Raw genomic sequence first — 24,911 nt, 5'->3', positions numbered from 1 at the left:
AGATATTAGAGGTCACGCACATTTTCATCGTTTGCCGCGCCCATTTCCTGGGGTTCAGCCTTAATTGCTGAACGCTTGCTGACGAAAAAAAACCGAAACACCCTGTTGTTTCGACAGCATCAGCGTAAGATAGCGCGCTCAGTTTCCTCCCCAGCTGCCATGACGTTAAATTCAGTATGACAACTTCTGCTTTTCGCGCCACCCGACGCCTGCCGGACATCACATCTTTGGCATTTTTATTTATCGCCTTTCTCAGCGGCATCGCAGGCGCTTTACAACTTCCGACTCTGAGCCTGTTTCTCTCCACCGAAGTGCATGCGCGGCCATTTATGGTGGGGCTGTATTACAGTGGTAGTGCCATCATTGGCATTGTCGTCAGCCAGCTACTGGCCAGCTATTCAGACCGACGGGGCGATCGTAAAACGCTGATTTTGCAATGCTGCCTGTTAGGTGCGCTGGCCTGTCTGCTGTATGCCTGGAACCGCGATTACTTCGTGCTGCTGTTCGTGGGGGTGCTGTTGTCAAGTTTTGGCTCAACCGCCAACCCGCAACTGTTTGCGCTGGCGCGGGAGTATGCCGACCAGCAAGGGCGAGCGATCGCGATGTTCAGTTCGGTGATGCGAGCGCAGATTTCGCTGTCATGGGTTATCGGGCCGCCAGTCGCCTTTGCACTGGCGCTCGGCTTCGGTTTCCCGGTGATGTACCTGACCGCCGCTGGCGTGTTTCTTTTTTGCGGCCTATTGGTATGGCGCTTTTTGCCTTCGATGCCAAAATCTCAGTTGCGCACTGCGAACAGCGCCGCATCACCAAGGCAACATCGCCGCGATACGCTACTGCTGTTTATTGCCTGTACTTTAATGTGGACGTGCAACGGAATTTATCTCATCAATATGCCGCTCTATCTGGTGCATGAACGCCATCTGCCGGAAAAGCTGGCAGGTATCATGATGGGCACCGCCGCCGGGCTGGAAATTCCGGTGATGCTACTGGCAGGCTGGCTGGCAAGCCGCCTGGGTAAGCGTTTATTAATGCGGATAGCGGTAGTGGCCGGGTTGCTCTTTTATGCCGGGCTGACGTGGCTGAACGCGCCAGTCGCCTTGCTGATGTTGCAACTGCTTAACGCTGTCTTCATCGGCATTCTCGCGGGTATGGGCATGTTGTATTTTCAGGATTTAATGCCCGGCCAGGCGGGGGCGGCAACAACATTATTCACCAACACAACCCGCGTTGGCTGGATAATTTCCGGCTCGTTAGCAGGCATGGTCGCTGAAATATGGAGCTATCACGCTGGGTTTATTATCGCAGTCGGCATGCTGGTTGGCGCCGTGCTCTGTATGTGGCGTATTCATGATGCCTAAGCCTTTAGGGTGCGGTGGCCGCCTCAAGGCGTAATAAATAGGTCATCGCGTCATCACGGTTCTGGCAACACATCTCAGCGTTAGGCTGAAGCCCGGCGCACACTGCGGGGCGCAGCGGCGAAGTAAACAGCTGACAACGCTGCTGCTCATCAAGCTGCACACAGGGCGTATTGGCCGGTTTGCCCTGCGGCATGCCAGGGATCGGGCTGGAAATAGACGGGGCGGTACAACAGGCACCACAGTCAGAACGGCACTGCATAGGTGTAGCTCTCAACATTGATGAAGGTTGCGCTAAAGCCTATCAGCCCTGTCAGGCGATAGCTATCTGTCCTTAACTATCTGTCCTGAACTATCTGCCTTTTTCTTTTCGTCGCTGCGTCTGCCACATCACCACACAACGCATAAGAACGCGCAGGCACAGAGAGACGCTAAATCCCGCTTGCCTGATGCCGCCCTGACGAGTAACGTGACGCCACAAAAATTTCTCTCCTTATATAAAGGTATGTTTTCATGGCAAGAGCGAATGAGATCAAACGCGGCATGGCCGTCAACTACAATGGCAAGTTGCTGCTGGTAAAAGATATCGATATTCAAAGCCCGAGCGCCCGTGGTGCCAGCACCCTGTATAAAATGCGCTTTTCCGATGTGCGCACCGGCCTGAAAGTCGAAGAGCGTTTCAAAGGCGATGACATCCTCGATACCATCACCCTCACCCGCCGTTCTGTCACTTTTTCGTACATCGATGGTGATGAGTACATTTTTATGGATGAAGAGGACTACACGCCCTATACCTTCAAAAAAGAACAAATCGAAGATGAACTGCTGTTCATCCCTGAAGGCGGCATGCCGGGTATTCAGGTGCTGACGATGGATGGACAGCTGTTGGCGCTGGAATTGCCGCAAACCGTCGATTTGGAGATTGTAGAAACCGCCCCCGGCATCAAAGGCGCCTCAGCCAGCGCACGCAACAAACCGGCGACCCTGAGCACCGGACTGGTAATCCAAGTTCCAGAGTACCTGAGCGCGGGTGAAAAAATCCGCATTCACATTGCTGAACGTCGTTATATGGGCCGCGCAGACTGACGCTGCGCTGCTTATGATGTCCCTGTCTGGCAAAACTGCCAGACAGTCCCACCAGCCGATTCAAGGAGCCACTTGTGTTAACAAAAGTCAACCTGATAACCGGTTTTCTCGGTAGCGGTAAAACCACCACCATCAAGCACCTCTTATCGCAAAAACCCGATGATGAAATCTGGGCGGTGCTGGTCAACGAATTTGGTGAGATAGGTATCGATGGCGCATTATTGACTGACGCCGGTGCGCTGATTAAAGAGATCCCTGGCGGGTGTATGTGTTGTGTTAACGGCTTGCCAATGCAAGTTGGCCTCAACATGCTATTACAGAAAAAGCCCCACCGTTTGTTGATTGAACCAACCGGCCTTGGCCACCCCAAACAGATTCTCTCACTGCTCACAGCGGCGGCCTACCAGCCCTGGTTACAATTGCAGGCCACACTGTGTTTGCTCGATCCACGCCAGCTTAACGATAGCCGCTGTACCGAAAACGAGAACTTTCGTGACCAACTCGCCGCCGCCGATGTGATTGTTGCTAACAAAGAGGACACCTGGCAGCAGAGCGATCGCGATGCCCTGAATCAGTGGTATCAGCAGTATGGGCAAGCGCGACGCGTGTTAAACCTGACCCAAGGTCAACTTGACCCCGCAATATTAGATCTCGCACGTGAAAACCATGCGCAGCTACCTGATGGGCAGCATCACCACGGTGACAGTGCCGCAAAAACCGGCCTGGCGGCGCTGAAGTTGCAGGGACAGGAGCGCTGGCGGCGTGCGCTAAATCAGGGGCAAGGGTATTTTGCCTGCGGCTGGGTTTTTGACAGTGAGACACAATTCGATACCGTCAAAGTGCTGGAATGGGTCAGACTGGCCCCGGTCAATCGGGTAAAAGGGGTGATGCGCATTGCCGAGGGCACGCTGGTCGTCAATCGTCAGGGCTTTGATTTACATATTGAAACACGTCAAGCGCCGCCTCCTGATAGCCGCATTGAAGTGATTCATGAAGAGCAAGGGCCATGGAATACCTTGCAAAAACAACTGCTGGACGCCCGCCTCGTCTAATTTTTTGAATAAGCGTCACCATCCGTTATCTCTCATCCTCTTTGTTTTGCTTGTTTGGATGAGAGATGGCAGGGTTTTATAGGGCCAGACTGAAAGATTTCATCACGAAATCGTATAAACAAACCGAACAAAAAAACTCGCAATCTGGTTTTTGTTAAGGTAATGTCGTCCCTGTCTCGCATTTTGGTGAAGACATCCGGCCAGTGATTTTATTGTTGCAGAAATAATAATGTGCGTCATTGCACATTTTAGCTGACCGGGAATTGTCCCATTAAGTGCGGTACTTTAGTCTGACACTCGTTTTGGTTTGGTAGCGAAATCTCTTTGTTTGGCATAGAAACATCTGTCATCAATGCAACGATAGCAATTACATCGTTAAGGACATCAAGGGAACATAACAACAATGGTCAAATCTCAACCGATTATGAGATACATCTGGCGGGCAGTGCCTGCCGTTGCGGTCGCAGTGATGCTTTCCGCCTGTACTAACAATACAGCGAATCTTAACAATCAGACTGATAGGCGTGTGGTTAACGGTGGCGACCCTTCACTACAAGCCTCTCAGGATGAATTCGAAGCGATGGTGCGCAACGTGGAAGTCAAATCCAAGTTGCTGGCACAATACGCTAACTGGAAGGGTGTACGTTATCGTCTTGGCGGTGATAGCCGCAAAGGGATTGACTGTTCAGGCTTTGTCCAACGCACCTTCCGCGAGCAGTTTGGCCTGGATTTACCGCGTTCAAGCTATGAACAGCAAGACATCGGTGTGCAAATCCAGCGCGGTAAGTTACGCCCCGGCGACCTCGTGGTGTTCCACGCAGGCTCTACTGGCCGCCATATGGGTATTTATATCGGTAATCAGCAGTTCGTGCACGCCTCCACCAGCATTGGCGTCACCATCTCCAGTATGGATGATAATTACTGGAAACCGCGCTATCGCGAAGCGCGTCGCGTACTTCAGCAGGAGCCGCATAGCTGATTACGCTGTTCTTTTGATGTTCACCAACCAAACCTTATTGTTGAAAACGCCGCTCGTCAGACAGCGGCGTTTTTTTATCGCTCGTCATATCCCCATTCAGATAATAGTGCGTCAGCCATTAACGCGCGTCAGCTATTAACAGTAGGTGCGCAGTCCGGTTTCATGGTAAAACACCACCGGGTCTCAAACGGGGTGATTATCAGCCATTTCAGACACTTCCCTATGGCAAGGCAGCTATCCTGCCGTGTCGTTATACCGTCACATTAAGGTTATCAGGAGCGCATCAATTCGATGTTTACACGTGTTCTTAGCGCCATCGCGCTGCTCTCAAGCGTCTGGTTGGCCCACGCAGACCCGATAACGCATCAAACCTATGCGTTCGCCACACTGGGCACGCCAAAGTACAGCGAAGGATTCGAGCACTATGATTACGCCAATCCATCGGCCCCCAAAGGCGGCAGCATCACGCTGAGTGCGCTTGGCACATTTGATAACTTCAACCGCTATGCACTGCGTGGGCTGGCGGCCGCGCGTTCGGAAAGTCTGTATGACTCGCTATATGTCAGTTCCGAAGATGAGCCCGGCAGTTATTATCCCCTCATTGCGCAGCGCGCGCGCTATGCCAGTGATTACAGTTGGGTCGAAGTGGACATGAACCCGCAGGCGCGTTTTCATGATGGCACGCCGATTACCGCAGCGGATGTGGCTTTCACCTTTAATTTGTTTATGACGCAAGGCGTACCGCAATTTCGCGTGTACTACAAAGGCACGCAAGCCACGGCAACTGCCGCACTGACCGTGCGCTTTAGTTTTGTCGAGCCGGATAAAGAGAAAATGCTCGGCATCCTGACGCTCCCCGTAATGCCTGAAAAATTCTGGCGTAACCATCAACTGAGCGACCCTCTCAGCACCCCGCCGCTGGCGAGCGGCCCCTACCGTATCAGCGACTACCGTATGGGCCAATATGTGGTTTACCGCCGCCAGACGGATTATTGGGCAGCGGATTTACCGGTCAATCGCGGGCGTTATAACTTTGATCAGATTCGCTACGATTACTATCTCGATGACAGTGTCGCGCTGGAGGCATTTAAAGCAGGTGCCTTTGATATGCGTACCGAAGGCTCCCCTAAGCACTGGGCCACGCAATATGACGGCGGCAATATCGCCCGGGGGTATATTGTCAAACGCGATGAGCTCAATCAGGCGGCGCAAGATACCCGTTGGCTGGTGTTCAACATCCAGCGGCCGCTGTTTAGCGATAGTCGGGTGCGCCAGGCGATTGCGCTGGCATTTGATTTCGACTGGATGAATAAAGCGCTGTTTTTCAACAGTTATCAGCGCCCCAGCAGCTTTTTCCAAAACACGGAATATGCCGCAAAAGGTGAGCCTTCTGAGGAAGAATTACACTGGCTAACGCCGTTAAAAGATAAACTTCCTGCCGCAGTCTTTGGCCCCGCCTACCAACCGGCAACCACCGATGGCAGCGGTTATGACCGCACATATCGACAGCAGGCGTTAGCGCTGTTGCAACAGGCCGGTTGGGTATTGAAAGATAAAGTGTTGGTCAACAAACAAACCGGCCAGCCGTTTCGTTTCGAGTTATTACTGCCTGGTGCGGCCAATGCTATCTACGTGCTGCCATTCCAGCGCAGTCTGGCGCGGCTTGGCATCCGTATGGAGGTACGCAGCGTCGATAGTCCGCAATTTAACAACCGTTTTCGCAAACGCGACTTCGATATGATCCCAAAACTTTATCCTGCCATGCCCTACCCTAGCGCCGATCTGGCGATTAGCTGGAGCTCGGCCTACATCAATTCATCTTATAACTCTCCCGGCGTACAGGACGCCGCGATTGATAAACTGATTGATGAAATTGTTCGCCATCAAGGGGATAAACCCGCCTTGCAGGCTCTTGGGCCAGCGCTTGATCGCGTACTGACCTGGCATCAGTTTGCTATTCCAATGTGGTACTCCGGGCACGAGCGCTTTGCCTACTGGAATAAATTTGCCATGCCTGCCGTGCGCCCTGCGTATTCGCTTGGGCTGGACAGTTGGTGGTACGACAGCGAGAACGCTGCCCGCCTGCCTGCGGCACGTCGCTAAGGAGAGAATATGGCAGCTTATCTATTACGACGTCTCTTGTTGGTGATTCCGACCCTGTGGGCGATTATCACCATTAATTTCTTCATTGTGCAAATTGCCCCCGGCGGGCCGGTTGATCAGGCGATTGCGGCAATAGAAATGGGTCAGGGCAGCGGATTCGGCGCAGGCGCTGATGGCGGCGGGGGCCTGGCTCACGGGCCGGGGGGCGGTAAGCCTTCAGTTGAGAATACCTATCGCGGCGCTCGCGGGCTTGACCCGGAAGTGATTGCCGAGATCACTAAACGCTACGGCTTTGATAAACCCTTACACGAGCGCTACCTGAAACTGCTGTGGGATTATGCCCGTTTTGACTTTGGCAACAGCCTGTTTCGCGGTGCTTCGGTTATCTCTCTCATCAAAGACAGCCTGCCGGTTTCCGCCTCTCTTGGCCTTTGGAGTACGCTCATCATTTATTTGGTGTCGATTCCGCTTGGTATCAAGAAAGCGGTGCGTAACGGCAGCGCGTTTGATATCTGGAGCAGCACGCTGATCATCATCGGCTATGCTATCCCCGCCTTTTTGTTCGCTATTTTATTAATTGTACTCTTCGCCGGAGGCAGTTATCTGGACTGGTTCCCATTACGCGGTTTGGTCTCCCCCCATTTTGACAGCCTCTCTCTGAGCGGCAAAATCACCGACTATTTATGGCATATCGCGCTGCCGGTGCTGGCGACGGTGATCGGTGGTTTTGCGACCCTGACGATGCTGACTAAAAACGCCTTTTTAGATGAAATCCGCAAACAGTATGTCGTCACTGCGCGAGCCAAAGGCTTAAACGAGAACCGCATTCTTTATCGCCACGTTTTTCGCAATGCCATGTTACTGGTTATTGCCGGGTTTCCGGCCACCTTCATCAGCATGTTTTTTACCGGTTCGTTACTGATTGAGGTGATGTTTTCATTAAACGGGCTCGGCTTGCTCGGTTATGACGCAACATTACAACGCGACTACCCGGTGATGTTCGGCACGCTCTATATTTTCACGCTGATAGGCCTGCTGCTGAATATTGTCAGCGATATTACCTACACGCTGGTCGATCCGCGTATTGATTTCGAGGAGCGCCAATGAGCCGTTTAAGCCCCATCAATCAGGCGCGCTGGGCGCGTTTTCGAACTCATCGCCGGGGGTACTGGTCGCTATGGCTATTTTTAGTGCTCTTTATCGCCTCGCTGGGCGCAGAGCTGATTGCCAACGACAAACCGCTATTGGTGCGCTATGAACAGCGGTGGTTCGTCCCGTTTTTAGTCAACTACAGCGAAACGGATTTCGGCGGCGAGTTTGACACCGAAGCCGACTACCGTGACCCGTGGCTTGCCCAGCGGATTACGGCGCGTGGCTGGGCAGTATGGCCCCCCATCCGTTACCACTACGACACCATTAATTTCGCGACACCACAGGCGTTTCCGTCACCACCGGGCGAGCAAAACTGGTTGGGTACAGATAGCCAGGGACGAGATGTGCTGGCACAGGTGCTGTATGGGTTTCGCGTGTCTATTCTGTTTGGCCTGGCTTTAACGCTGTTCTCCAGTTTGATAGGCATTGTGGTTGGCGCCAGCCAGGGCTATTACGGTGGCCGGTTCGATTTATGGGGGCAGCGCTTTATCGAAGTCTGGGCCGGTATGCCAACGCTCTTTCTGATTATTCTGCTCTCAAGCGTTATTCAGCCTAATTTCTGGTGGTTACTGGGCATTACGGTACTGTTTGGCTGGATGACGCTGGTCAGCGTGGTGCGCGCGGAATTTTTACGTACCCGTAATTTTGATTACATTCGCGCCGCTCAGGCCATGGGGGTCAGTGATATCGCTATCATGTTTCGCTGCATGTTACCCAATGCCATGGTCGCCACGTTGACCTACCTGCCATTCATTCTTTGTGGTGCGATAACGACCCTCACCTCGCTCGATTTTCTCGGCTTCGGCCTGCCGATGGGGTCAGCTTCTCTGGGCGCACTCTTGCTGGAGGGGAAAAATAATCTTCAGGCACCCTGGCTTGGTATAACGGTGTTTGTGGTGCTGGCGATGGTGTTATCACTGCTTATTTTTATCGGCGAAGCGGTTCGCGACGCTTTTGATCCCAGCAAAGCGCACTAAGGCGGATGCATGATGAGTACACAACCTCTACTTGAAATTCGCGATCTCAGCATTGCCTTTCGCCAGGGCGGGCAGCAACGGCTGGTGGTCGATAACCTGTCGCTCACGGTGGGTGCCGGAGAGACGCTGGCGCTGGTGGGAGAGTCAGGGTCTGGCAAAAGTGTCACGGCGCTATCGGTACTGCGCCTGTTGCCGACACCACCGGTTATTTATCCGCAGGGGGATATTCTGTTTGCCGGGGAGTCGCTGCTGCATGCTAACGAATCACGCCTGCGCGAGGTGAGAGGCAACCGCATCGCCATGATTTTTCAGGAGCCCATGGTGTCGCTCAACCCGCTGCACCACATCGAAAAACAGCTTGCCGAAGTATTGTCACTGCACCGGGGGATGTCCCCCGAAGCCGCCCGACGTGAGATTATCACCTGCCTTGAGCGCGTCGGTATTCGTCAGGCAGCACAGCGGCTGGCCGATTTTCCGCATCAACTCTCCGGCGGCGAGCGCCAGCGCGTCATGATAGCGATGGCGTTACTCACCCAGCCAGACGTGTTAATTGCCGATGAGCCGACCACCGCACTGGATGTTACCGTTCAGGCCCAGATTTTATCGCTGCTCAATGAGCTCAAACATGAGCTCGGCATGAGCCTGCTGTTTATCACCCACAATTTGAATATTGTGCGAAAACTGGCGGACAGGGTCGCGGTGATGCAAGCCGGGCGCTGTGTTGAGCAAAACCGGTGCGATACCCTCTTTCTTGCGCCACAGCACCCCTATACGCGTCAACTATTGAACGCGGAACCGGCGGGGGAAGCGCCCGCGCTGGATGAAAACGCCGCACCGTTGCTGGAAGTGCGCAACCTGTCCGTCAGCTTTGCGATAAGGCGCGGCTTGCTGCGCCGCGTCGTGGCAGAAAAGCCGGTGTTACGGAGCCTGAGCTTTACGTTGCGGCGCGGCGAAAGCCTTGGACTGGTTGGCGAATCCGGTTCGGGTAAAAGCACTGCCGCACTGGCATTGCTGCGTCTGTTATGCAGCCATGGCGAGGTCTGGTTTGATGGCGCACCGCTACACGCGTTAAACCGCAAGCAATTGCTGCCGTTGCGTCGGCGTATTCAGGTCGTCTTTCAAGACCCGAACAGCGCGCTCAACCCACGTCTGAACGTCGAGCAAATTATTGCAGAAGGACTACGGGTGCATCAGCGTTTATCTCACCAGGAGCAAACCGCTCGGGTCATCGCTGCCATGCAAGAGGTCGGCCTCGACCCAGACAGCCGCTGGCGCTACCCGGCCGAATTCTCCGGTGGGCAACGTCAGCGTATCGCTATCGCCAGGGCGCTGATTTTACAGCCGGAATTACTGATTCTGGACGAACCCACGTCATCGCTTGACCGCACCGTGCAGGCGCAAATCCTGACGTTGCTGCAAACGCTACAGCGTACCCGCCAGTTGACTTACGTGTTTATCAGCCACGATCTTGCCGTGGTGCGAGCGTTATGCCATCAGGTCATGGTGTTGCGCCACGGCGAAGTTATCGAGTATGGCGAATGCCAACGTGTTTTTGAACAGCCGCAACAGGCGTACACGCAACAATTACTGTACGGCGCCCTTCCCTATTCAGCACAGGAATACCCCAAATAACAAAGGCGGCCTGAGGGCTCGCCTTTCGCTACATCAGAAGAGGTTGCCGCGTGATAAACCGGGCAAGATAGGGGTATCGCGGGATGCGCGGCGGATACCGGGCTTAAAAAGGATAGTGCGCGCAGACCGACTCGGCTATCGCCACACCGACATCCTTCAGGCGGCACATCGCAGCGCTTTCATCCTCACGATGCAAGAACAGGCAGGGTTCGCCTTCCCATTCCACGACCGCACACTGGAGCTGAATCTCATCGAGTGATTGATTTAAATGCCGCATAATCTGGCGCGCTTGTTCACCATCATGACTGAGAAGCTTAAAACCGATCAGATGGCTGTCATCCTCGTGATTGCACAGCGGAATTGGCTCAACTTTCACGCCAGCAAACCCGGATAACCAGCGGTAACTTTGCGGCAAGCGGTGAACTACCGAAAGTTGGAGATTATTCACAGTGGTCTTCCTCAGCTAGGCTGCCCATAAATTTCACAAAATTATAACATAAAACCACAAAAAAATTTCCGGCCACGTGATTTTTACTACTCCAAAGCCACAAAAAAGCAACAAATATTCACCGTCAGATGGAGTTTTGCGACATTCTCGCCTTATCACCGTTCAAAATGTTAGCAAGATCACGATTCTGAGCAACTTGGCGCTATTTTTAACCTTTTATTCTCTATATCTCAACTTATTTCTGCAAACCATTCACTTTTGGTTCAAAATTTTCACAACCCGCGCTTTTCACACCCCGTACTTTTTACATCCCGTAATTTTTACACCCCGCACGACAATGGCGGCGCGGATAGAGTCTGGGCGCATCAATAGCCCGTCGGTCATAAGCCGTACTCGTGCTGTCATAGCATCAGCGCTGTTATAGCATCAGCGCTGTTATGCCGGGCGATGCGGCACTCGGCTGGCCAACAGAAACAGCAGTATTGCCCCTGTCGCACACAACGCCATGATGCCGACCATCGGCCAGGCGCTATGAAAGGTCAGCTGCGACAATAGTGCTCCAACAAGCGATCCGAGACCGAAGCGAAAGGTGCCTGCCAGCGACGATGCCGTGCCCGCCATGTGCGGGAAATCATCGAGAATCACCGCCATCGCGTTCGATGCGACCGTCGCCACACAACCCACAAACACCGCCACACCGAACACTAACGGCAGAAACCCTAAATGAAAACTGCTGACCGCTATCAACCACAGCCCCATGATGAATTGAATAATCAGCCCCAGCCGAAACATAAACATCGCCCCCATACGCGAGACAATACGGCTGTTTAGCAACGTCATCAGGAACAAAAACACGATATTAAGCGCGAAATAGTAACCAAAATGCTGGGGAGAGACGCCATTGAGGTCGATATAAACAAATGGCCCGGCACTTAAAAAGGCGAACATGCCAGCGAAAGACAATCCACTGGCGAACATGTAACTAAAGGCTCGCCGATGGCGTAATAACTGAAAGAAATTGCCGATAGTGGTACGTAAATGAAAACGCTGACGCCGTGCCGCTGGTAACGATTCTCGAATAAACACCCACACCAGCACCGTTGCCACTAACGAAGCGGCGGCAATCGTCCAGAAAATCGCGTGCCAACTCAGCCAAAACAGCAGCGCACCGCCGATAATCGGCGCCAGTAACGGCGCGACGGTCATCACGAGAATGACGAATGACATCATGCGCGAGAACTCCTCTTTCGAGAACATATCGCGCATGAGCGCATTGATCACCACGCTGGCGGACGCTGCCGATAAGCCGTGCAAAAAACGCATGTTGATCAATTGCTCAACCGTTTGCGACAACGCACACGCGGCGGCCGCCAGCGTGAAAATCAACACACCGGCAAAAATAACCGGCTTGCGGCCAATACTGTCTGACATCGGGCCATAAAAAATCTGCCCGATAGCGAACCCCAACACATACGAACTGAGCGTCATCTGCACCCGCCCAGGGTCAACCGAGAACTCTTTCGCTATCACCGGTAACGCAGGCAAATACATGTCGATGGCAATCGGCATCAACATCGAAATCAACCCTAGAATAAAAATCAGTCCGATACGCGAAGGGGGATGTGGCTGCACGAAAAACTCTCCTGGTTAAAGCCACCGCTGCGGCGGCTTATTCAGTGCCAGGCAACTCGCCCGGCAACGTATTTGGCTAACAAACGGTGCTGTTAATCAGCACACTGACTGAGCGAAACTCGCCACTTCCTGCGGCGTTAATGACCGGTATTCTCCGGGCTCTAGCGTGTCGTCCAGCGTCACCGCGCCAATGCGCTCACGGTGCAGCGCCACCACATGATTACCGACAGCCGCAAACATGCGTTTTACCTGATGATAGCGCCCTTCTGCTATCGTCAACCGCACCTCATAAGGCGATATCACCTCAAGCGTGGCCGGACGAGTCAGGCTTTTCTCGCCATGCAATTGCACGCCGCTGGCAAATTGTGCGGCGGTCTCTGCGGCCAACGGTTGCTCCAGCGTCACCCGATAGGTTTTCTCACAATGATGGCGCGGCGACGTAATACGGTGAGACCATTGTCCGTCGTCAGTGAGCAGCACCAGCCCGGTCGTATCAATATCCAGCCGACCCGCCGCATGCAGTTTATGCGCCACGGGCTCATCGATGAAATAGAGGATAGTCGGGTGATCCGGGTCTTCGGTCGAGCAGACATAACCTTGCGGCTTATTCAACATGAAATAGCGCGGGCCGTTCTGCTGCACCAATACGTTGCCATCAAATGCCACTTCGTGTTCAGGCAACAGTTTAAAGGCGCCGCTTTTAACGACCTCGCCATCCACCGTAACCCGTTGAGCGCGCAACTCGCGTACTATCAAAGAACGACTTATTCCCAACTGCTGAGAAAGAAATTTATCCAATCGCATGAGTGAATGACTGCCTATTGAAGAAGATGGATGATCTAATGCGCCAGAGTCATCCAAAGAGGAAAATACAGGCGACGGCCTAAAAGCATACGCTCTCTTGATTTCGCGCCTGAAACACATCGCTAAAAACACACATAATAAAAGCAACTTTAACCATCCAACCGTCGGCACGCACACAGACGATCGCTGGATAATAATGAGGAGCCCTATTATGTCATCAATTCATGGCCATGAAGTATTACATATGATGATTAACGCCGACAGACCCTTTACTACCGAGACGCTGATTGCCGCCATTGATTCCCGCTTTGGTGCTGATGCCCGTTTTCACACTTGTTCAGCTCATGACATGAGTGCCGCCGAACTGGTGCAATTTTTGGCTGACAAAGGCAAATTCATTGCGCAAGATAGCGGGTTTACCACTCACGAAAGCAAAGTCTGTCGCCATTAATGTCCTTTACTCTGCGCCCCTATCAGCAAGAAGCGGTTGATGCCACGCTCGCCTACTTTCGAAACCACACGACGCCAGCGGTCATTGTCTTACCCACCGGTGCCGGTAAAAGCCTGGTGATCGCCGAACTGGCGCGGCTGGCACGTGGACGCGTGCTGGTACTGGCGCATGTAAAAGAACTGGTTGAACAGAATCATGCCAAGTATTGCGCCCTTGGCGGGCAGGCCGATATTTTTGCCGCCGGTCTCAAGCAGCGCGACAGCGCCAGTAAAGTCGTATTTGGCAGCGTGCAATCGGTCGCACGCCATCTGGCGGCCTTTGATGATGCATTTTCACTGTTGATCATTGATGAATGCCATCGCATTAGCGACGCCGAAGACAGCCAATACCACCTCATCATTCGCCACTTGCAGCAGCGTCAAGCACATCTGCGGCTGTTAGGATTAACCGCCACCCCCTATCGGCTTGGTAAGGGGTGGATTTACCGCTATCACTATCATGGGATGATCCGAGGCGAAGAGCATTGCCTGTTTCGTGACTGTATTTATGAATTACCGTTGCGCTATATGATTCGTCACGGCTTTCTGGTGCCGCCGGAGCGACTGGACATGCCGGTAGTGCAATATGACTTTAGTCAGCTAAACACGCAGGCTAACGGGCTATTTAATGAAACCGAGTTAAACCGCGAACTCAAACGCCAGCAGCGCGTAACGCCGCTGATTGTGCGCCAGATAACCGAATACGCCATCCATCGCCGGGGCGTCATGATTTTTGCCGCCACCGTCGAACACGCGCGTGAAATTACCGGCCTGCTGCCTGCGGGAGAAGCTGCCCTTGTCAGCGCCGACACGCCCGCCGCCCAGCGAGATACGCTGATTCACGCCTTCAAACAGCAACAGCTGCGCTATCTGGTGAATGTTTCGGTGCTCACCACCGGATTCGACGCCCCACATGTCGATGTCATTGCAATATTGCGCCCCACCGAGTCGGTGAGTTTGTATCAGCAAATTATCGGGCGCGGGCTGCGCCTGTTTACGGGCAAAACCGACTGCCTGATTCTTGATTATGCTGGCAACCCGTTTGATCTCTATACGCCAGAGGTCGGTGAGCAAAGGCCCGGGCGCGATAATCAACCGGTTCAGGTGTTTTGCCCACAGTGCGGGTTTGCCAACCAATTCTGGGGTAAATGCACGGATGACGGCACGCTCATTGAGCATTATGGGCGGCGCTGCCAGGGATTTCATGAGGATGAAACAGGACACCGCCAGCAATGTGACTATCGCTTTCGCTTTAAAAGCTGCCCACATTGCGGTGCCGAAAATGATATTGCCGCCCGGCGCTGCCAGCAGTGCCAGAGCATCCTGGTTGACCCGGATGACATGCTAAAAGCCGCGTTAAAGCTCAAAGATGCGCGGGTACTACGCTGTTGTGGTATGGCATTGCTCGCCGGTGCCGATGCCAAAGGTGAATGGCTTAAAATCACCTATCATGATGAAGATGGTGCCGAGGTCAGCGAACGTTTCCGGCTGCATACCCCCGCGCAACGTCAGGCGTTTTATCACCTGTTTTTACGCGTACATCAGCGCGCGCCAGGTACGCCGTTCGACTGGCTACGGGCCGATGATGTGATAGCCCAGCAAGCTCGCCTGAGAGCGCCAGACTTCGTGGTGGCACGTCAGCACGGCCAATTTTGGCAGGTGCGCGAAAAGATTTTCGACTATCAGGGCCGTTATCGCCGCGCCTATGAACTGCGGGGTTAGCCGCCGGTTTTATTGCGTTAATCGGCCTGCGCCAAGGGATTTATTTGCCCACACCGCCATATTCCGCTAGAATCTAGCCCGCTTTTGTTTTTCTGCTAACCAGAATGACGACAGCACCGTTAATTCACCTGTTGCTGGGTCGCCTGTAGCAGGTTCACTTATCAAAAAGAGAAAGCAATGCTTACTATCAACGCAGAAGTACGTAAAGAGCAGGGTAAGGGTGCGAGCCGCCGCCTGCGCACTACCGGTAAATTCCCCGCCATCGTTTACGGCGGCAGCGAAGCACCGGTATCGGTTGAACTGCATCATGACACAGTAAAAAACCTGGAAGAGCGTAACAGCGAAGCGCTGTATGGCGAACTGACTCTGGTTATCGACGGTAAAGAAACCAAAGTAAAAATCCAGGCTGTTCAGCGTCACCCGTTCAAGCCGAAACTGACTCACATCGATTTCGTTCGCGTGTAATTACGCTAAACGTTCTCATGAGCCAGCAAAACGCCGCACTTGTGCGGCGTTTTTGTTTCCTGAGCTCACCCCACCCTACGCCCCGACGCCCCCCAATAAAAAACGCCACCGGCAAGATGACAGTGGCGCGAGAGGATAAGCGAAGCGTCAATTTAGTGAAGCATCAATTTAGTGAAGCATCAATGTTCAGGCATGGCTGCCCTGTGCGACCAGTGGGACGTCGTGTTCGCGTGGCGTTTTCGGCGGCTGAATGAACAGGGTTATCACCAGGGAGATAGCGGACAACAGCGCAATAGCGACAAAGGTGCTGTGGAACCCGCCTAACGCCGCTGCGATAAACGACCCCGCCAACGGCCCCAAACCAAAGCCTTGATAAATCAGCCCATAATTTTTGCTGTGGTGTTTCAACCCAAAAAAATCGGCCACAATTGCCGGATACACAGTGATATTACCGCCGAAGCAGAAGGCTACCGCCCCGGTGCACAGGAAGAACGTCATCGCATTGAGTGGCAAGAATGCCATCACTGTGACGGCCAGTGCCGTGACCAGCAGCGTGAAGTTCAGCACCCGTAAACGACCGACTTTATCAGACAGATACCCCAGAATCAGGCGACCGGCTGTGTTGCAAATGGCAATCGCTGATACGGCGCTGGCAGCCGTGACCACATCCAGCCCAGCCATTTTGACGCCGATATCCTTCACGATGCCGATCAGGTACAACCCACTCATGCAGGAGGTGAAAAACACCACAAATAGCAACCAGGCTTCTTTGCGACGCAGCATTTCACTGACGGTGAAGTTAACGTTGCCGCCCTGAGCCGCCGTCTGGACCGGCTGTACCGGTGCGTCTTTCAGCAGCATCGCGCCGCCGGTGATCATCACTAACGCCATAGCTCCCCACCAGAAAAACGTCTGGGACACACCAACATGCATCAGCAACGCGCTATTGACGTATTTAAACACCAGACTCCCGGTGCCATACGCGCCGACGGACACCCCGGCAATCACACCTTTGCGATTCGGGAACCACTTGATCAGATTGGATAACGTGGTGATGTATGCCGTACCGTCGGCAAACCCGACCACGAGCCCGACCAGTAACCACAGCATCGGCAGTGACGACACCATGGATGTCGCCATCAACGCCACACCCAACACCAGACCCGCAATCAATGTCAGCTTGCGGATACCGATACGCTCCTGAATGCGGCCAGCAAACAAGGTTGCGAAGGCCAGGAAAAAGCTGGTAAGGGAAAACGTTGTGGCAACCGAACTGAGCGGCCAGTGAAATTTATCAACCAGTGGTTGGTTGTAAAGACTCCAGGTATAGATGGTTCCCAGCCCCATTTGAGACAGGATGGTTCCGGCAACAATAACGCCGCGATTTACTGGTTTTCCGTTCATAACGGTAGCCTCGATTTTTCTGGTGTAACGACAATGCGGGCAAAACGGCCTGCGAATGGCACCAGTATAAGGAGGGGTTACAACCACGGATTAAAGAACGGCATGAACGGCATGAATCAGGGAATGAAATGCATCCAGAGCGGTATTAATGACAGTAAATCTATCTTCTCATGTCTGACGTCTGACCTCCTGACCACTACAGACGCATCAGTTGACGGAATTCCCGCACTTTGCTGCGGCTCACCGGCACCTGAAAATCCAGATCGCTCAGTTTGAGGATATAGGTATTGTTGAACCAAGGCTCTATCTCGCGGATCTTGCTCAAATTTACGCAATACGAACGGTGGCAGCGAAAGAAGTAGGCCTCCGGCAAGCGGCTGCAAAACTCGGTAATGTTCATCGACATGACGAACTCATCACGCCGGGTGTACACAAAGGTCAGTTTTTCGTGGGACTCGGCGTAATAGATATCGTGGATGTTGGTGACGATAATCCGCTTATCTTTGACCAGATTGATGGTCATCGGTGCCGGACGGGTGCTGTCGCTGCTGGGATGCGCAGGTAATTGCTGTTGCTGCCACGCCGCTTCAAGTTTTTGCAGCATGCCGACTATGCGGGTTTCATGATAGGGCTTGAGAATATAATCAAACGCTTCCAGCTCAAACGCCTCTACCGCATGATTTTTATAAGCGGTAATGAAAGCAATCAGCGGTTTATGCGCAAACTGGCTGATGTTTTTCGCCAGCATCACCCCATCGAGCGAAGGGATGTTGATATCAAGGAAGATGACATCCACTCGATTATCCTGCAGGTATTTCAGCACATCAAGGCCATCATCAAACACCGCATCCACGTCGATCTGGCTGTGCTGTTTGATAAGCCAGCTCAACTCCTGCTGTGCCAGAAATTCATCTTCGACAATGATCGCCTTCACGTTATTCTCCTGTCACCGGCCCTGCTCTGAGGGAAACGCCACCGCGTTATCCACTCGCTCAGTGTTGTCACGGGTAATAAAAAATTCGATTTCCGTCCCAGGGTTAAGGCGACTGATGTGCAGCCCCTCCCCATACAGCAGTCTGATCCGATGATGTACATTGAGCAGACCAATCTTATTACCCGGTAATTCATTGCGCTCCACGCGGGCAATCACCTCATCGCTGATGCCAATACCGGTATCACGCACCGCCACCCGGATACGATCGCCCTGCTCCCGGATACTCAACGTCACCACCCCTTTGCCTTTGCAAGAACGGATACCGTGCACAATCGCATTTTCAACCAACGGTTGAATCAGCAAACCGGGAATCAGGCAACTGACGTCTTCATCAATCTCGTAAATCACCGTCAGCTTATCGCCAAAGCGCGCCTGCTCAATAGCGATGTAATCTTTTATCTGATAAAGCTCGCTTTTTATATCAATCAGTTCCTCGTCATTGCGCTCCAGGTTGTAACGCAGATAACGCGACAAATTGATAATAAGCTGGCGCGCGGTATCCGGATTAAGCCGGATAGAGGTGGAAATGGCATTCAGCGCGTTAAACAAGAAATGTGGATTGATCTTGCTTTGCAGCGCCCGCAGCTCCGCACGGTTTGCCATATCACGCAGTTGCTCAGCGCGTGACACCTCAAGCTGGGTAGAGATGATTTGCGACAACCCGACAGCCATCTCTTTGAGCGACCAGGTGATGCGGTGCGCCCGCTGGTAATAGATTTTTAGCGCGCCAGTCACTTCGCCTTTTTCCCACAGCGGGATGACGATCATCGAATGGATTTCCGGGGTACGGTAGGCCTCATCATTGTTTTTGATGATAATCTTTCCGCTCTTGAGCGCCAGTTGCGTCGTCGGGCTCAGGTCACGATCACCGCTGTGGTAGTTCTCTTCCCCTACCCCCACGTAGGCCAGCACCTGCGAGGTGTTAGTGATCGCCACCGCGTCGGCATCGATATCGCGACGGATAATATCGCAGATCGTACTGAGCGACTGGCTATTGATATGGCGAAACAACGGCAGCGTTTTATTGGCGATATCCAGCGCCAGCTTGGCCTGCCGCGCGGCAACCGCCTCTTTTTCCCCTTCCACGCTACGCACCAGCAGCACGATCAACCCGATACTGACCGCCCCCAAAATCATCGGAATTGCGATATGCGCGACAATGTCCAGCCCCAGTGAAAATGGCCGAGCCCACAGTACCACCAGCAACATGGTCAACGACTCGCACAACATGCCGCCGACAATCCCCACACTCCAGTGGCGATCGCGCGGGATACGGTGGTGAATCCAGGCAGACATAAACCCGGCAACAATGCTGGTGATAAGGCAAGGGACCGAGGTAATGCCGTGCATATCGATCAGGTAGCGATGCACCCCGGCGATCACCCCTGTGGTAATGCCCACCCACGGCCCAAACAGGATACCGCCAGACATCACCGCGACCACCCGCACATTCACCAGTGACCCTTCCACATTGATGCCGGACCAGGTACTGAATAACGCAAATAGTGAAAAGATGGCTGTGACCACCGCCAGGTCAAAGCGTGAATGCTCATCCTGCTGAAGTAGCTGACGAAAATGTCGTGTTCGGGTCAGGAAAAACAGGCAAATAAGCATCAGCGCCGCACGGTCATATACCGCCAGCACCATGTCAAAGATAGAACGCACGGGAATCTCACCCCCTATACAGCCGAATACCCATCATAAAACAAGGGGCAAGCACTGCCAAACCCGTTTGCCATCAGAGATATTTCTGCCTGAACAGGCCCCCACGGTGGGAGGCCTGCGAAGAATGCGAAGGAAAGGGAAAAATCAGCGATTGCTGCCGCCGAACCGACGCTGCAACTGGTCGCGCAGATTAGGTGGTGTACCTTTGATGGTCAACGTATCGGTAGCGGGGTCCCAGAAGATACGCTCACCGAGCAACAAGGCATCAAAATTAATACTCAGTCCGCCGCCGCTACCGGAAAACTTGGTTAGCTGGCGCAACGTGCTGCGATCGGCAGGAAAACTCTCTTCCAGCTCATACCCCTGTTCGGCGGTAAACGCCTGGAAGGTTTTGTCGCCCAAGGGCGGTAACTCGTTTGACAGCGCATCCAGCGCAATCTCTTCGCCGGCCTGCAATTGCTCATTGCAGTAGCTGTAGACTTGCTGGCGGTACTGCTGACGCTCGCTTTTATCCAATTGCGCATCGGCGCAATAGTCATCCACCGCTTTGAGCAAGCCTTTGTTTTGCGCCTTGGTATCCAGCCCTTCCGCCGCAGCCAGAAAATCCATAAAGAAATCTGACACCTTGCGCCCGACCCGGCCTTTGAGAAACGTCAGATAACGGGTAGATTCCGGGTTGGTTTCCCACTCGGTCAGATCAATACGCGCCACGATATCGGCGCGGTGAATATCCAGATAATGGGTGTTGCTGATATCCAGTTGCTCATTAACCCGCAGGCTGTTGCAACTGTTTAACACCGCAATCAGCAGGTATTCCACCGCCAGATAGCGATACTGCGCAAACAGCACCACCCCACCCTCTGCAAACGGGTACTTGGCCAGCTCATCACGTAACCGACCGGTCGCCGCTCGGGAAAAAGCCAGAAAATCATCTTCCCCCTTACGACAGGCGCGCAATGCGGCGGCCAATTCACTGCCGTCATTAAACAGGCCGTAAGCTTTACTCTTGGCGCTGTACACACGGTGTAGCTCCGCCATCATCTCACCGACGGCCCCGTTCACACTCAGCAACGATTCACGCAACACCATGTCCAGCGTCTGCTCATCGCGCTTGACCAACTGATGCAGGGCAATCTGGTCGATATCCAGACTCATGGTAAACTCTCCTTCTAGTAAGGCGCGTATTCAAGCACTAGGTGTTCCGGCATGCAACTCAAAAGCACCTCGATTCTCGCGGGCGGTATTGATAAAAGTGCGGAAAACCACGCCCCTATACGGTAATATATTTGCCTTTCACCACCAGAGATACACGATTTTATGCCGCAATCATCCCGTTATAGTGACGAACAAATCGAACAATTGCTGACTGATCTGGTCAATGTATTGGAAAAGCACCACACTCCGACCGATCTTGCACTGATGGTGCTCGGCAACATGGTCACCAATCTGCTCAATACCAGCATCGCGAATCCGAAACAGCGTGAAGCGTTGGCGGGTTCTTTTGCCGACGCGTTGCAAGCGTCTATAAAAACTAACGACATCCATTGATACCGGCCCGTTTATGGTAACCAACCGTCCGCGCTACCGTGAAAAAGTCTCCCAGATGATAAGCTGGGGGCACTGGTTCGCCCTGTTCAACATTCTACTCGCACTGGGGTTGGGTAGCCGTTATCTGTTCGTTGCCGACTGGCCATCGTCACTGCCTGGACGGCTGTATTCGCTGGTAAGCTGGCTGGGGCATTTCAGCTTTATCGGTTTCTCCACCTATCTGCTGATCATTTTCCCGCTGACATTTATTGTGATGTCGCAGCGATTGCTGCGCTTCCTGTCGGCGGCGCTCGCCACCGCCGGTCAGACACTGCTGATCGTTGATGCCTCGGTATTCAGTCGTTTTCATCTCCACCTGAACATGACGGTCTGGGACTTGGTGACCAACCCGGACCAAAGCGAAATGGTGCGCGACTGGCAGCTACTGTTCATCAGTGTGCCGGTCATTTTCATGGTGGAGATGCTATTCGGCACCTGGTGCTGGCAAAAGCTACGCAGCCTTAACCGGCGTCATTTCGCCAGACCGATGGCGGCCGTCTTCATTGTGGCGTTTTGCCTGTCTCACCTGATGTACATCTGGGCGGATGCCAATTTCTACCGCCCGATCACCATGCAGCGCGCCAACCTGCCACTCTCCTACCCGATGACGGCCCGCCGTTTTCTGGAGAAACATGGCCTGCTCAATGCGCAAGAATATGAGCGCCGTCTGGCATTGCAGGGCAACCCGGACGCGGTCTCGGTAGAATACCCGCTCAGCGACATCAGTTTCCGCGACGCAGGCAGCGGCTATAATCTGTTGTTGGTGGTGATGGATAGCGTGCCGGATCAGGACACACCACATTCCATGCCCAACCTGGCGCGCTTCGCTGAAGAGAACGTACGCTTCAGCAACTATTTCAGCGCCGGTACTCAGCAAGATGGCGGTCTGTTTAATCTGTTTTATGGCATCTCCACCACCTACATGGACGGCATACTCGGCAGCAGCAAACCGTCTGCGCTGATCGATGCCCTGAGTCAGCAGGGTTACCAGTTTGGTCTGTTCTCCTCCAGCGGATTTAGCAGTCCATTGTACCGTCAGGCCCTGCTATCCGACTTCTCGCTGCCACCGCCCCAACCGCAAAGCGATGACGCTATCACCACGCAGTGGGTCAAGTGGCTGGACAACAATACCGGTACCCGCTCGCCCTGGTTCTCGTTCATCGAGTTTAACCACGCGACCACAGGCAGCAATGGCCGCCCGCTTGCCCCTGGCGAACAGCAGCGTCGTTACCGTCAGGATACCGCCAGTATTGATGAGCAAATCGACCGCATCATCACCACGCTGCGGGAGAAAAACCTGCTCGACAAAACGGTGGTGGTGATTACCGCCGAGCAAAGCAGTGCCGAACGCCTCAAAGACGACGACCCGTCGCCAATGAACCGTGAGCACCGACAGGTGCCACTGGTCGTTCACTGGCCGGAAACCCCGGCACAGACCATCAGCAAAATGACTGACCCGAAAGATGTGATGACCACGCTGATGCAACGCTTGCTGCATGTGAAAACCGCAGCGGAAGATTACTCGCAGGGAGAGGACTTGTTCAGCGCTGAACGGCGGGCCAACTGGTTACTCAACGGCGACAGTAATTCACTGACCATCATCACACCGCAGCAGGTCATTCAGTTAGGTCGCAACGGCAGTTACCGGGCTTACGACGCCAATGGTCGCTTATTACCGGATGAAAAACCGCAGTTAGGGTTGCTCTTGCAGGTGCTGACGACTGAACGGCGATTTATTGCTAACTAACTGCCTAAATCTAAAGCAGTCGTTTAGGGCGGCTATTGCAATCGGGTCAGGAAACGGTAGTATAGCGGCCCATAGCATCGGCACGTAGCGCAGCCTGGTAGCGCACCGTCATGGGGTGTCGGGGGTCGGAGGTTCAAATCCTCTCGTGCCGACCAAATACTACTTCCGTAAGTACCGGTTACTGACGGAAACCCCACAGAAACCCGCATCCTCTCTGAGTTTGCGGGTTTTTTGTTGCCTGTTATCTGCCGGGATACCCCGTTTACAGCCGGAAACTTTGGGACTACATTTGGGACTAACTCGGCATAGTCCCATAAAACCGTAGTCCCAAAGGAAACGATCATGGCAATTCAGGCAAAGCCCCTCACCAACACGGAAGTCAAAGCCGCCAGAGCGACGGATAAAGAATTGTCATTGCATGACGGCGGCGGGCTGCTGCTGTTCGTCAAACCATCTGGTACAAAAACCTGGCGCTTTCGCTATTACCATCCACAGACCAAAAAGCGGACTACGCTCACCTTTGGCAGTTATCCAGCGCTCTCTTTGGCCGACGCCCGCCAAATGCGCGAAGCAGCCAAAGCACTTTTAGAAAAAGGCATCGATCCGCAATTCCACCAGCAACAGCAGCGCGAACAAGAGCAGGCAATCAGCCTGAACACGTTCGCCAAAGTCGCCGCCGACTGGTATGAAGTGAAAAAATCTCAACCTCTGGCCGAGAACACCATCAAAGATATCTGGCGCTCATTGGAAAAATACGTGTTCCCGTTCATCGGAAACCAGCCTATCAGCCAGCTTACCGCCCGCCATTTCATCACCGCGCTGGAGCCGATACAGGCCAGTGGCAAACTGGAAACCGTTAAACGGGTTAGCCAGCGCATCAACGAAGTGATGGACTATGCCGTTAACTCCGGCCTGATACCGGCTAACCCGGCGGCGAAGATCCGCAAAGCGTTTCAGACACCGGTGAAAACCCATATGCCGACCATCCGGCCAGAGGCATTGCCTGGCCTGATGAAAACGCTATCGGTCGCCAGCATTGAGCTACAAACCCGGTTATTGATTGAATGGCAATTGCTGACCGTTGCTCGCCCGGCTGAAGCCGCAGAAACCCGCTGGAGCGAGATAGACCTTACGGAGAACACCTGGACAATCCCGGCTGGCCGCATGAAGATGCGCCGCGAGCACGTCATTCCCCTGCCCCCACAAGCGTTAGCCATTCTGGACGCCATGAAGCCAATCAGCGGCCACCGGGAATATCTGTTCCCTTCCGCTAAAGACCCCAAACAGCCGATGAACAGCCAAACCGCTAACGCCGCATTGCGTCGCATGGGTTACAAAGGCGTGCTGGTGTCCCACGGTTTGCGCGCTATCTTCAGTACCGCCGCCAACGAAGCAGGCTTCCCGCCGGACGTCATCGAAGCCGCGCTAGCTCACGTTGACACCAATGAAGTGCGCCGCGCTTACAACCGCTCCACCTATCTGGAGCAACGCAAGGTACTGATGTGCTGGTGGGGTGAGTTTGTTGAAACCGCCGCCACCGGTAAGGCGATGGCCGCAGACGGCGCAAAAGGGCTACGAGTGATTAACGCCTAATACTGTTTATTTATACAGTTATTTG

General features: G+C 53.6%; 22 protein-coding genes and 1 tRNA gene. 15 read left to right on the top strand and 8 right to left on the bottom strand.

Features of this window, described 5'->3' with window-relative positions:
• Positions 1 to 176: 176 nt before the first annotated feature.
• Positions 177 to 1,358 (top strand): sugar efflux transporter, encoded by a 1,182-nt coding sequence (locus O1Q98_RS00395; RefSeq protein ID WP_125259745.1) that lies wholly within the window; start codon positions 177 to 179, stop codon positions 1,356 to 1,358.
• A gap of 4 nt (positions 1,359 to 1,362) precedes the next feature.
• Here O1Q98_RS00395 and O1Q98_RS00390 read toward each other — a convergent pair whose 3' ends face one another.
• Positions 1,363 to 1,617, bottom strand: a complete 255-nt coding sequence (locus tag O1Q98_RS00390) for a YkgJ family cysteine cluster protein (RefSeq protein ID WP_125259746.1) — start codon at positions 1,615 to 1,617, stop codon at positions 1,363 to 1,365.
• Positions 1,618 to 1,868: 251 nt separating this feature from the next.
• Here O1Q98_RS00390 and yeiP point away from each other — a divergent pair, with 251 nt between their 5' ends.
• The 7 genes from yeiP (at position 1,869) to yejF (ending at position 10,336) form a co-directional block, all read left to right on the top strand.
• Positions 1,869 to 2,441, top strand: a complete 573-nt coding sequence (gene yeiP, locus O1Q98_RS00385; RefSeq protein WP_125259747.1) for an elongation factor P-like protein YeiP — start codon at positions 1,869 to 1,871, stop codon at positions 2,439 to 2,441.
• Positions 2,442 to 2,515: 74 nt separating this feature from the next.
• Entirely contained in the window at positions 2,516 to 3,493 is a 978-nt protein-coding gene (locus tag O1Q98_RS00380; protein ID WP_125259748.1) for a CobW family GTP-binding protein, read from the top strand.
• A gap of 403 nt (positions 3,494 to 3,896) precedes the next feature.
• On the top strand, positions 3,897 to 4,472 hold the full coding sequence (mepS, locus tag O1Q98_RS00375; RefSeq protein WP_125259749.1) for a bifunctional murein DD-endopeptidase/murein LD-carboxypeptidase: 576 nt from the start codon (positions 3,897 to 3,899) through the stop codon (positions 4,470 to 4,472).
• 291 nt (positions 4,473 to 4,763) lie between these two features.
• On the top strand, positions 4,764 to 6,575 hold the full coding sequence (locus O1Q98_RS00370) for an extracellular solute-binding protein (RefSeq protein ID WP_125259750.1): 1,812 nt from the start codon (positions 4,764 to 4,766) through the stop codon (positions 6,573 to 6,575).
• 9 nt (positions 6,576 to 6,584) lie between these two features.
• On the top strand, positions 6,585 to 7,682 hold the full coding sequence (yejB, locus tag O1Q98_RS00365; protein ID WP_125259751.1) for a microcin C ABC transporter permease YejB: 1,098 nt from the start codon (positions 6,585 to 6,587) through the stop codon (positions 7,680 to 7,682).
• The gene (locus O1Q98_RS00360) at positions 7,679 to 8,704 is read left to right on the top strand and encodes an ABC transporter permease (protein WP_125259752.1); all 1,026 of its coding nucleotides are present in this window, start codon (positions 7,679 to 7,681) and stop codon (positions 8,702 to 8,704) included. The genes yejB and O1Q98_RS00360 overlap by 4 nt, the downstream gene beginning before the upstream one ends.
• A 12-nt stretch (positions 8,705 to 8,716) precedes the next feature.
• The gene (yejF, locus tag O1Q98_RS00355) at positions 8,717 to 10,336 is read left to right on the top strand and encodes a microcin C ABC transporter ATP-binding protein YejF (protein WP_125259753.1); all 1,620 of its coding nucleotides are present in this window, start codon (positions 8,717 to 8,719) and stop codon (positions 10,334 to 10,336) included.
• Between the two features lie 103 nt (positions 10,337 to 10,439).
• Here yejF and O1Q98_RS00350 read toward each other — a convergent pair whose 3' ends face one another.
• From O1Q98_RS00350 to rsuA, 3 genes are all read right to left on the bottom strand, one after another.
• The gene (locus O1Q98_RS00350) at positions 10,440 to 10,784 is read right to left on the bottom strand and encodes a YejG family protein (protein ID WP_125259754.1); all 345 of its coding nucleotides are present in this window, start codon (positions 10,782 to 10,784) and stop codon (positions 10,440 to 10,442) included.
• Positions 10,785 to 11,219: 435 nt separating this feature from the next.
• Positions 11,220 to 12,359, bottom strand: coding sequence for a Bcr/CflA family multidrug efflux MFS transporter (locus O1Q98_RS00345; protein ID WP_423201728.1), 1,140 nt, complete (start codon positions 12,357 to 12,359; stop codon positions 11,220 to 11,222).
• A gap of 153 nt (positions 12,360 to 12,512) precedes the next feature.
• A complete protein-coding gene (gene rsuA / locus O1Q98_RS00340; RefSeq protein WP_125259756.1) occupies positions 12,513 to 13,220 on the bottom strand; it encodes a 16S rRNA pseudouridine(516) synthase RsuA in 708 nt (235 codons plus the stop codon).
• 211 nt (positions 13,221 to 13,431) lie between these two features.
• On the opposite strand from rsuA, the gene O1Q98_RS00335 reads away from it, so the two are divergent.
• The 3 genes from O1Q98_RS00335 to rplY all read left to right on the top strand — a co-directional run bounded on the left by O1Q98_RS00335 (position 13,432) and on the right by rplY (position 15,896).
• On the top strand, positions 13,432 to 13,671 hold the full coding sequence (locus O1Q98_RS00335; protein ID WP_125259757.1) for a YecH family metal-binding protein: 240 nt from the start codon (positions 13,432 to 13,434) through the stop codon (positions 13,669 to 13,671).
• Positions 13,671 to 15,431 (top strand): DNA repair helicase RadD, encoded by a 1,761-nt coding sequence (gene radD / locus O1Q98_RS00330; RefSeq protein WP_125259758.1) that lies wholly within the window; start codon positions 13,671 to 13,673, stop codon positions 15,429 to 15,431. The genes O1Q98_RS00335 and radD overlap by 1 nt, the downstream gene beginning before the upstream one ends.
• A 177-nt stretch (positions 15,432 to 15,608) precedes the next feature.
• Complete coding sequence (gene rplY, locus O1Q98_RS00325) at positions 15,609 to 15,896, top strand: 50S ribosomal protein L25 (RefSeq protein ID WP_125259759.1); 288 nt, start codon at positions 15,609 to 15,611, stop codon at positions 15,894 to 15,896.
• Positions 15,897 to 16,082: 186 nt separating this feature from the next.
• Here the strand turns inward: rplY and O1Q98_RS00320 are convergent, their stop codons facing one another.
• The 4 genes from O1Q98_RS00320 to yejK all read right to left on the bottom strand — a co-directional run bounded on the left by O1Q98_RS00320 (position 16,083) and on the right by yejK (position 21,114).
• A complete protein-coding gene (locus O1Q98_RS00320; RefSeq protein WP_125259760.1) occupies positions 16,083 to 17,300 on the bottom strand; it encodes an L-lactate MFS transporter in 1,218 nt (405 codons plus the stop codon).
• A 196-nt stretch (positions 17,301 to 17,496) separates the two neighbouring features.
• A complete protein-coding gene (locus O1Q98_RS00315) occupies positions 17,497 to 18,234 on the bottom strand; it encodes a LytR/AlgR family response regulator transcription factor (protein ID WP_125259761.1) in 738 nt (245 codons plus the stop codon).
• Between the two features lie 12 nt (positions 18,235 to 18,246).
• Positions 18,247 to 19,959, bottom strand: a complete 1,713-nt coding sequence (locus O1Q98_RS00310; RefSeq protein ID WP_023639897.1) for a sensor histidine kinase — start codon at positions 19,957 to 19,959, stop codon at positions 18,247 to 18,249.
• A 144-nt stretch (positions 19,960 to 20,103) separates the two neighbouring features.
• Positions 20,104 to 21,114: a nucleoid-associated protein YejK gene (gene yejK, locus O1Q98_RS00305; RefSeq protein WP_125259762.1), complete on the bottom strand. Its 1,011-nt coding sequence runs from the start codon at positions 21,112 to 21,114 to the stop codon at positions 20,104 to 20,106.
• A gap of 162 nt (positions 21,115 to 21,276) precedes the next feature.
• On the opposite strand from yejK, the gene O1Q98_RS00300 reads away from it, so the two are divergent.
• The 4 genes from O1Q98_RS00300 (at position 21,277) to O1Q98_RS00285 (ending at position 24,886) form a co-directional block, all read left to right on the top strand.
• Positions 21,277 to 21,507 (top strand): YejL family protein, encoded by a 231-nt coding sequence (locus tag O1Q98_RS00300; protein WP_012885051.1) that lies wholly within the window; start codon positions 21,277 to 21,279, stop codon positions 21,505 to 21,507.
• A 13-nt stretch (positions 21,508 to 21,520) separates the two neighbouring features.
• Positions 21,521 to 23,293, top strand: coding sequence for an LPS biosynthesis-modulating metalloenzyme YejM (gene yejM, locus O1Q98_RS00295; RefSeq protein ID WP_125259763.1), 1,773 nt, complete (start codon positions 21,521 to 21,523; stop codon positions 23,291 to 23,293).
• Positions 23,294 to 23,371: 78 nt separating this feature from the next.
• A tRNA-Pro gene (locus tag O1Q98_RS00290) sits at positions 23,372 to 23,448 on the top strand.
• 187 nt (positions 23,449 to 23,635) lie between these two features.
• Entirely contained in the window at positions 23,636 to 24,886 is a 1,251-nt protein-coding gene (locus O1Q98_RS00285) for an integrase domain-containing protein (protein ID WP_125259764.1), read from the top strand.
• The last annotated feature ends 25 nt before the right edge of the window (positions 24,887 to 24,911 follow it).

Origin of the sequence: Dickeya lacustris, assembly GCF_029635795.1 — a bacterium.
Lineage (GTDB): Bacteria > Pseudomonadota > Gammaproteobacteria > Enterobacterales > Enterobacteriaceae > Dickeya > Dickeya lacustris.
Note: the sequence above shows the minus strand (reverse complement) of the source record. Positions and strands in the feature narration are given on the sequence as shown.

Excerpts from the sequence above, each read along its gene's own strand:
- O1Q98_RS00395 (WP_125259745.1), top strand. The coding sequence starts at position 177 with ATGACAACTTCTGCTTTTCGCGCCACCCGACGCCTGCCGGACATCACA.
- O1Q98_RS00390 (WP_125259746.1), bottom strand. The coding sequence starts at position 1,617 with ATGCAGTGCCGTTCTGACTGTGGTGCCTGTTGTACCGCCCCGTCTATT.
- yeiP (WP_125259747.1), top strand. The coding sequence starts at position 1,869 with ATGGCAAGAGCGAATGAGATCAAACGCGGCATGGCCGTCAACTACAAT.
- mepS (WP_125259749.1), top strand. The coding sequence starts at position 3,897 with ATGGTCAAATCTCAACCGATTATGAGATACATCTGGCGGGCAGTGCCT.
- O1Q98_RS00370 (WP_125259750.1), top strand. The coding sequence starts at position 4,764 with ATGTTTACACGTGTTCTTAGCGCCATCGCGCTGCTCTCAAGCGTCTGG.
- yejB (WP_125259751.1), top strand. The coding sequence starts at position 6,585 with ATGGCAGCTTATCTATTACGACGTCTCTTGTTGGTGATTCCGACCCTG.
- O1Q98_RS00360 (WP_125259752.1), top strand. The coding sequence starts at position 7,679 with ATGAGCCGTTTAAGCCCCATCAATCAGGCGCGCTGGGCGCGTTTTCGA.
- yejF (WP_125259753.1), top strand. The coding sequence starts at position 8,717 with ATGAGTACACAACCTCTACTTGAAATTCGCGATCTCAGCATTGCCTTT.
- O1Q98_RS00345 (WP_423201728.1), bottom strand. The coding sequence starts at position 12,359 with ATGTTGATGCCGATTGCCATCGACATGTATTTGCCTGCGTTACCGGTG.
- rsuA (WP_125259756.1), bottom strand. The coding sequence starts at position 13,220 with ATGCGATTGGATAAATTTCTTTCTCAGCAGTTGGGAATAAGTCGTTCT.
- O1Q98_RS00335 (WP_125259757.1), top strand. The coding sequence starts at position 13,432 with ATGTCATCAATTCATGGCCATGAAGTATTACATATGATGATTAACGCC.
- radD (WP_125259758.1), top strand. The coding sequence starts at position 13,671 with ATGTCCTTTACTCTGCGCCCCTATCAGCAAGAAGCGGTTGATGCCACG.
- rplY (WP_125259759.1), top strand. The coding sequence starts at position 15,609 with ATGCTTACTATCAACGCAGAAGTACGTAAAGAGCAGGGTAAGGGTGCG.
- O1Q98_RS00320 (WP_125259760.1), bottom strand. The coding sequence starts at position 17,300 with ATGAACGGAAAACCAGTAAATCGCGGCGTTATTGTTGCCGGAACCATC.
- yejK (WP_125259762.1), bottom strand. The coding sequence starts at position 21,114 with ATGAGTCTGGATATCGACCAGATTGCCCTGCATCAGTTGGTCAAGCGC.
- O1Q98_RS00300 (WP_012885051.1), top strand. The coding sequence starts at position 21,277 with ATGCCGCAATCATCCCGTTATAGTGACGAACAAATCGAACAATTGCTG.
- yejM (WP_125259763.1), top strand. The coding sequence starts at position 21,521 with ATGGTAACCAACCGTCCGCGCTACCGTGAAAAAGTCTCCCAGATGATA.
- O1Q98_RS00285 (WP_125259764.1), top strand. The coding sequence starts at position 23,636 with ATGGCAATTCAGGCAAAGCCCCTCACCAACACGGAAGTCAAAGCCGCC.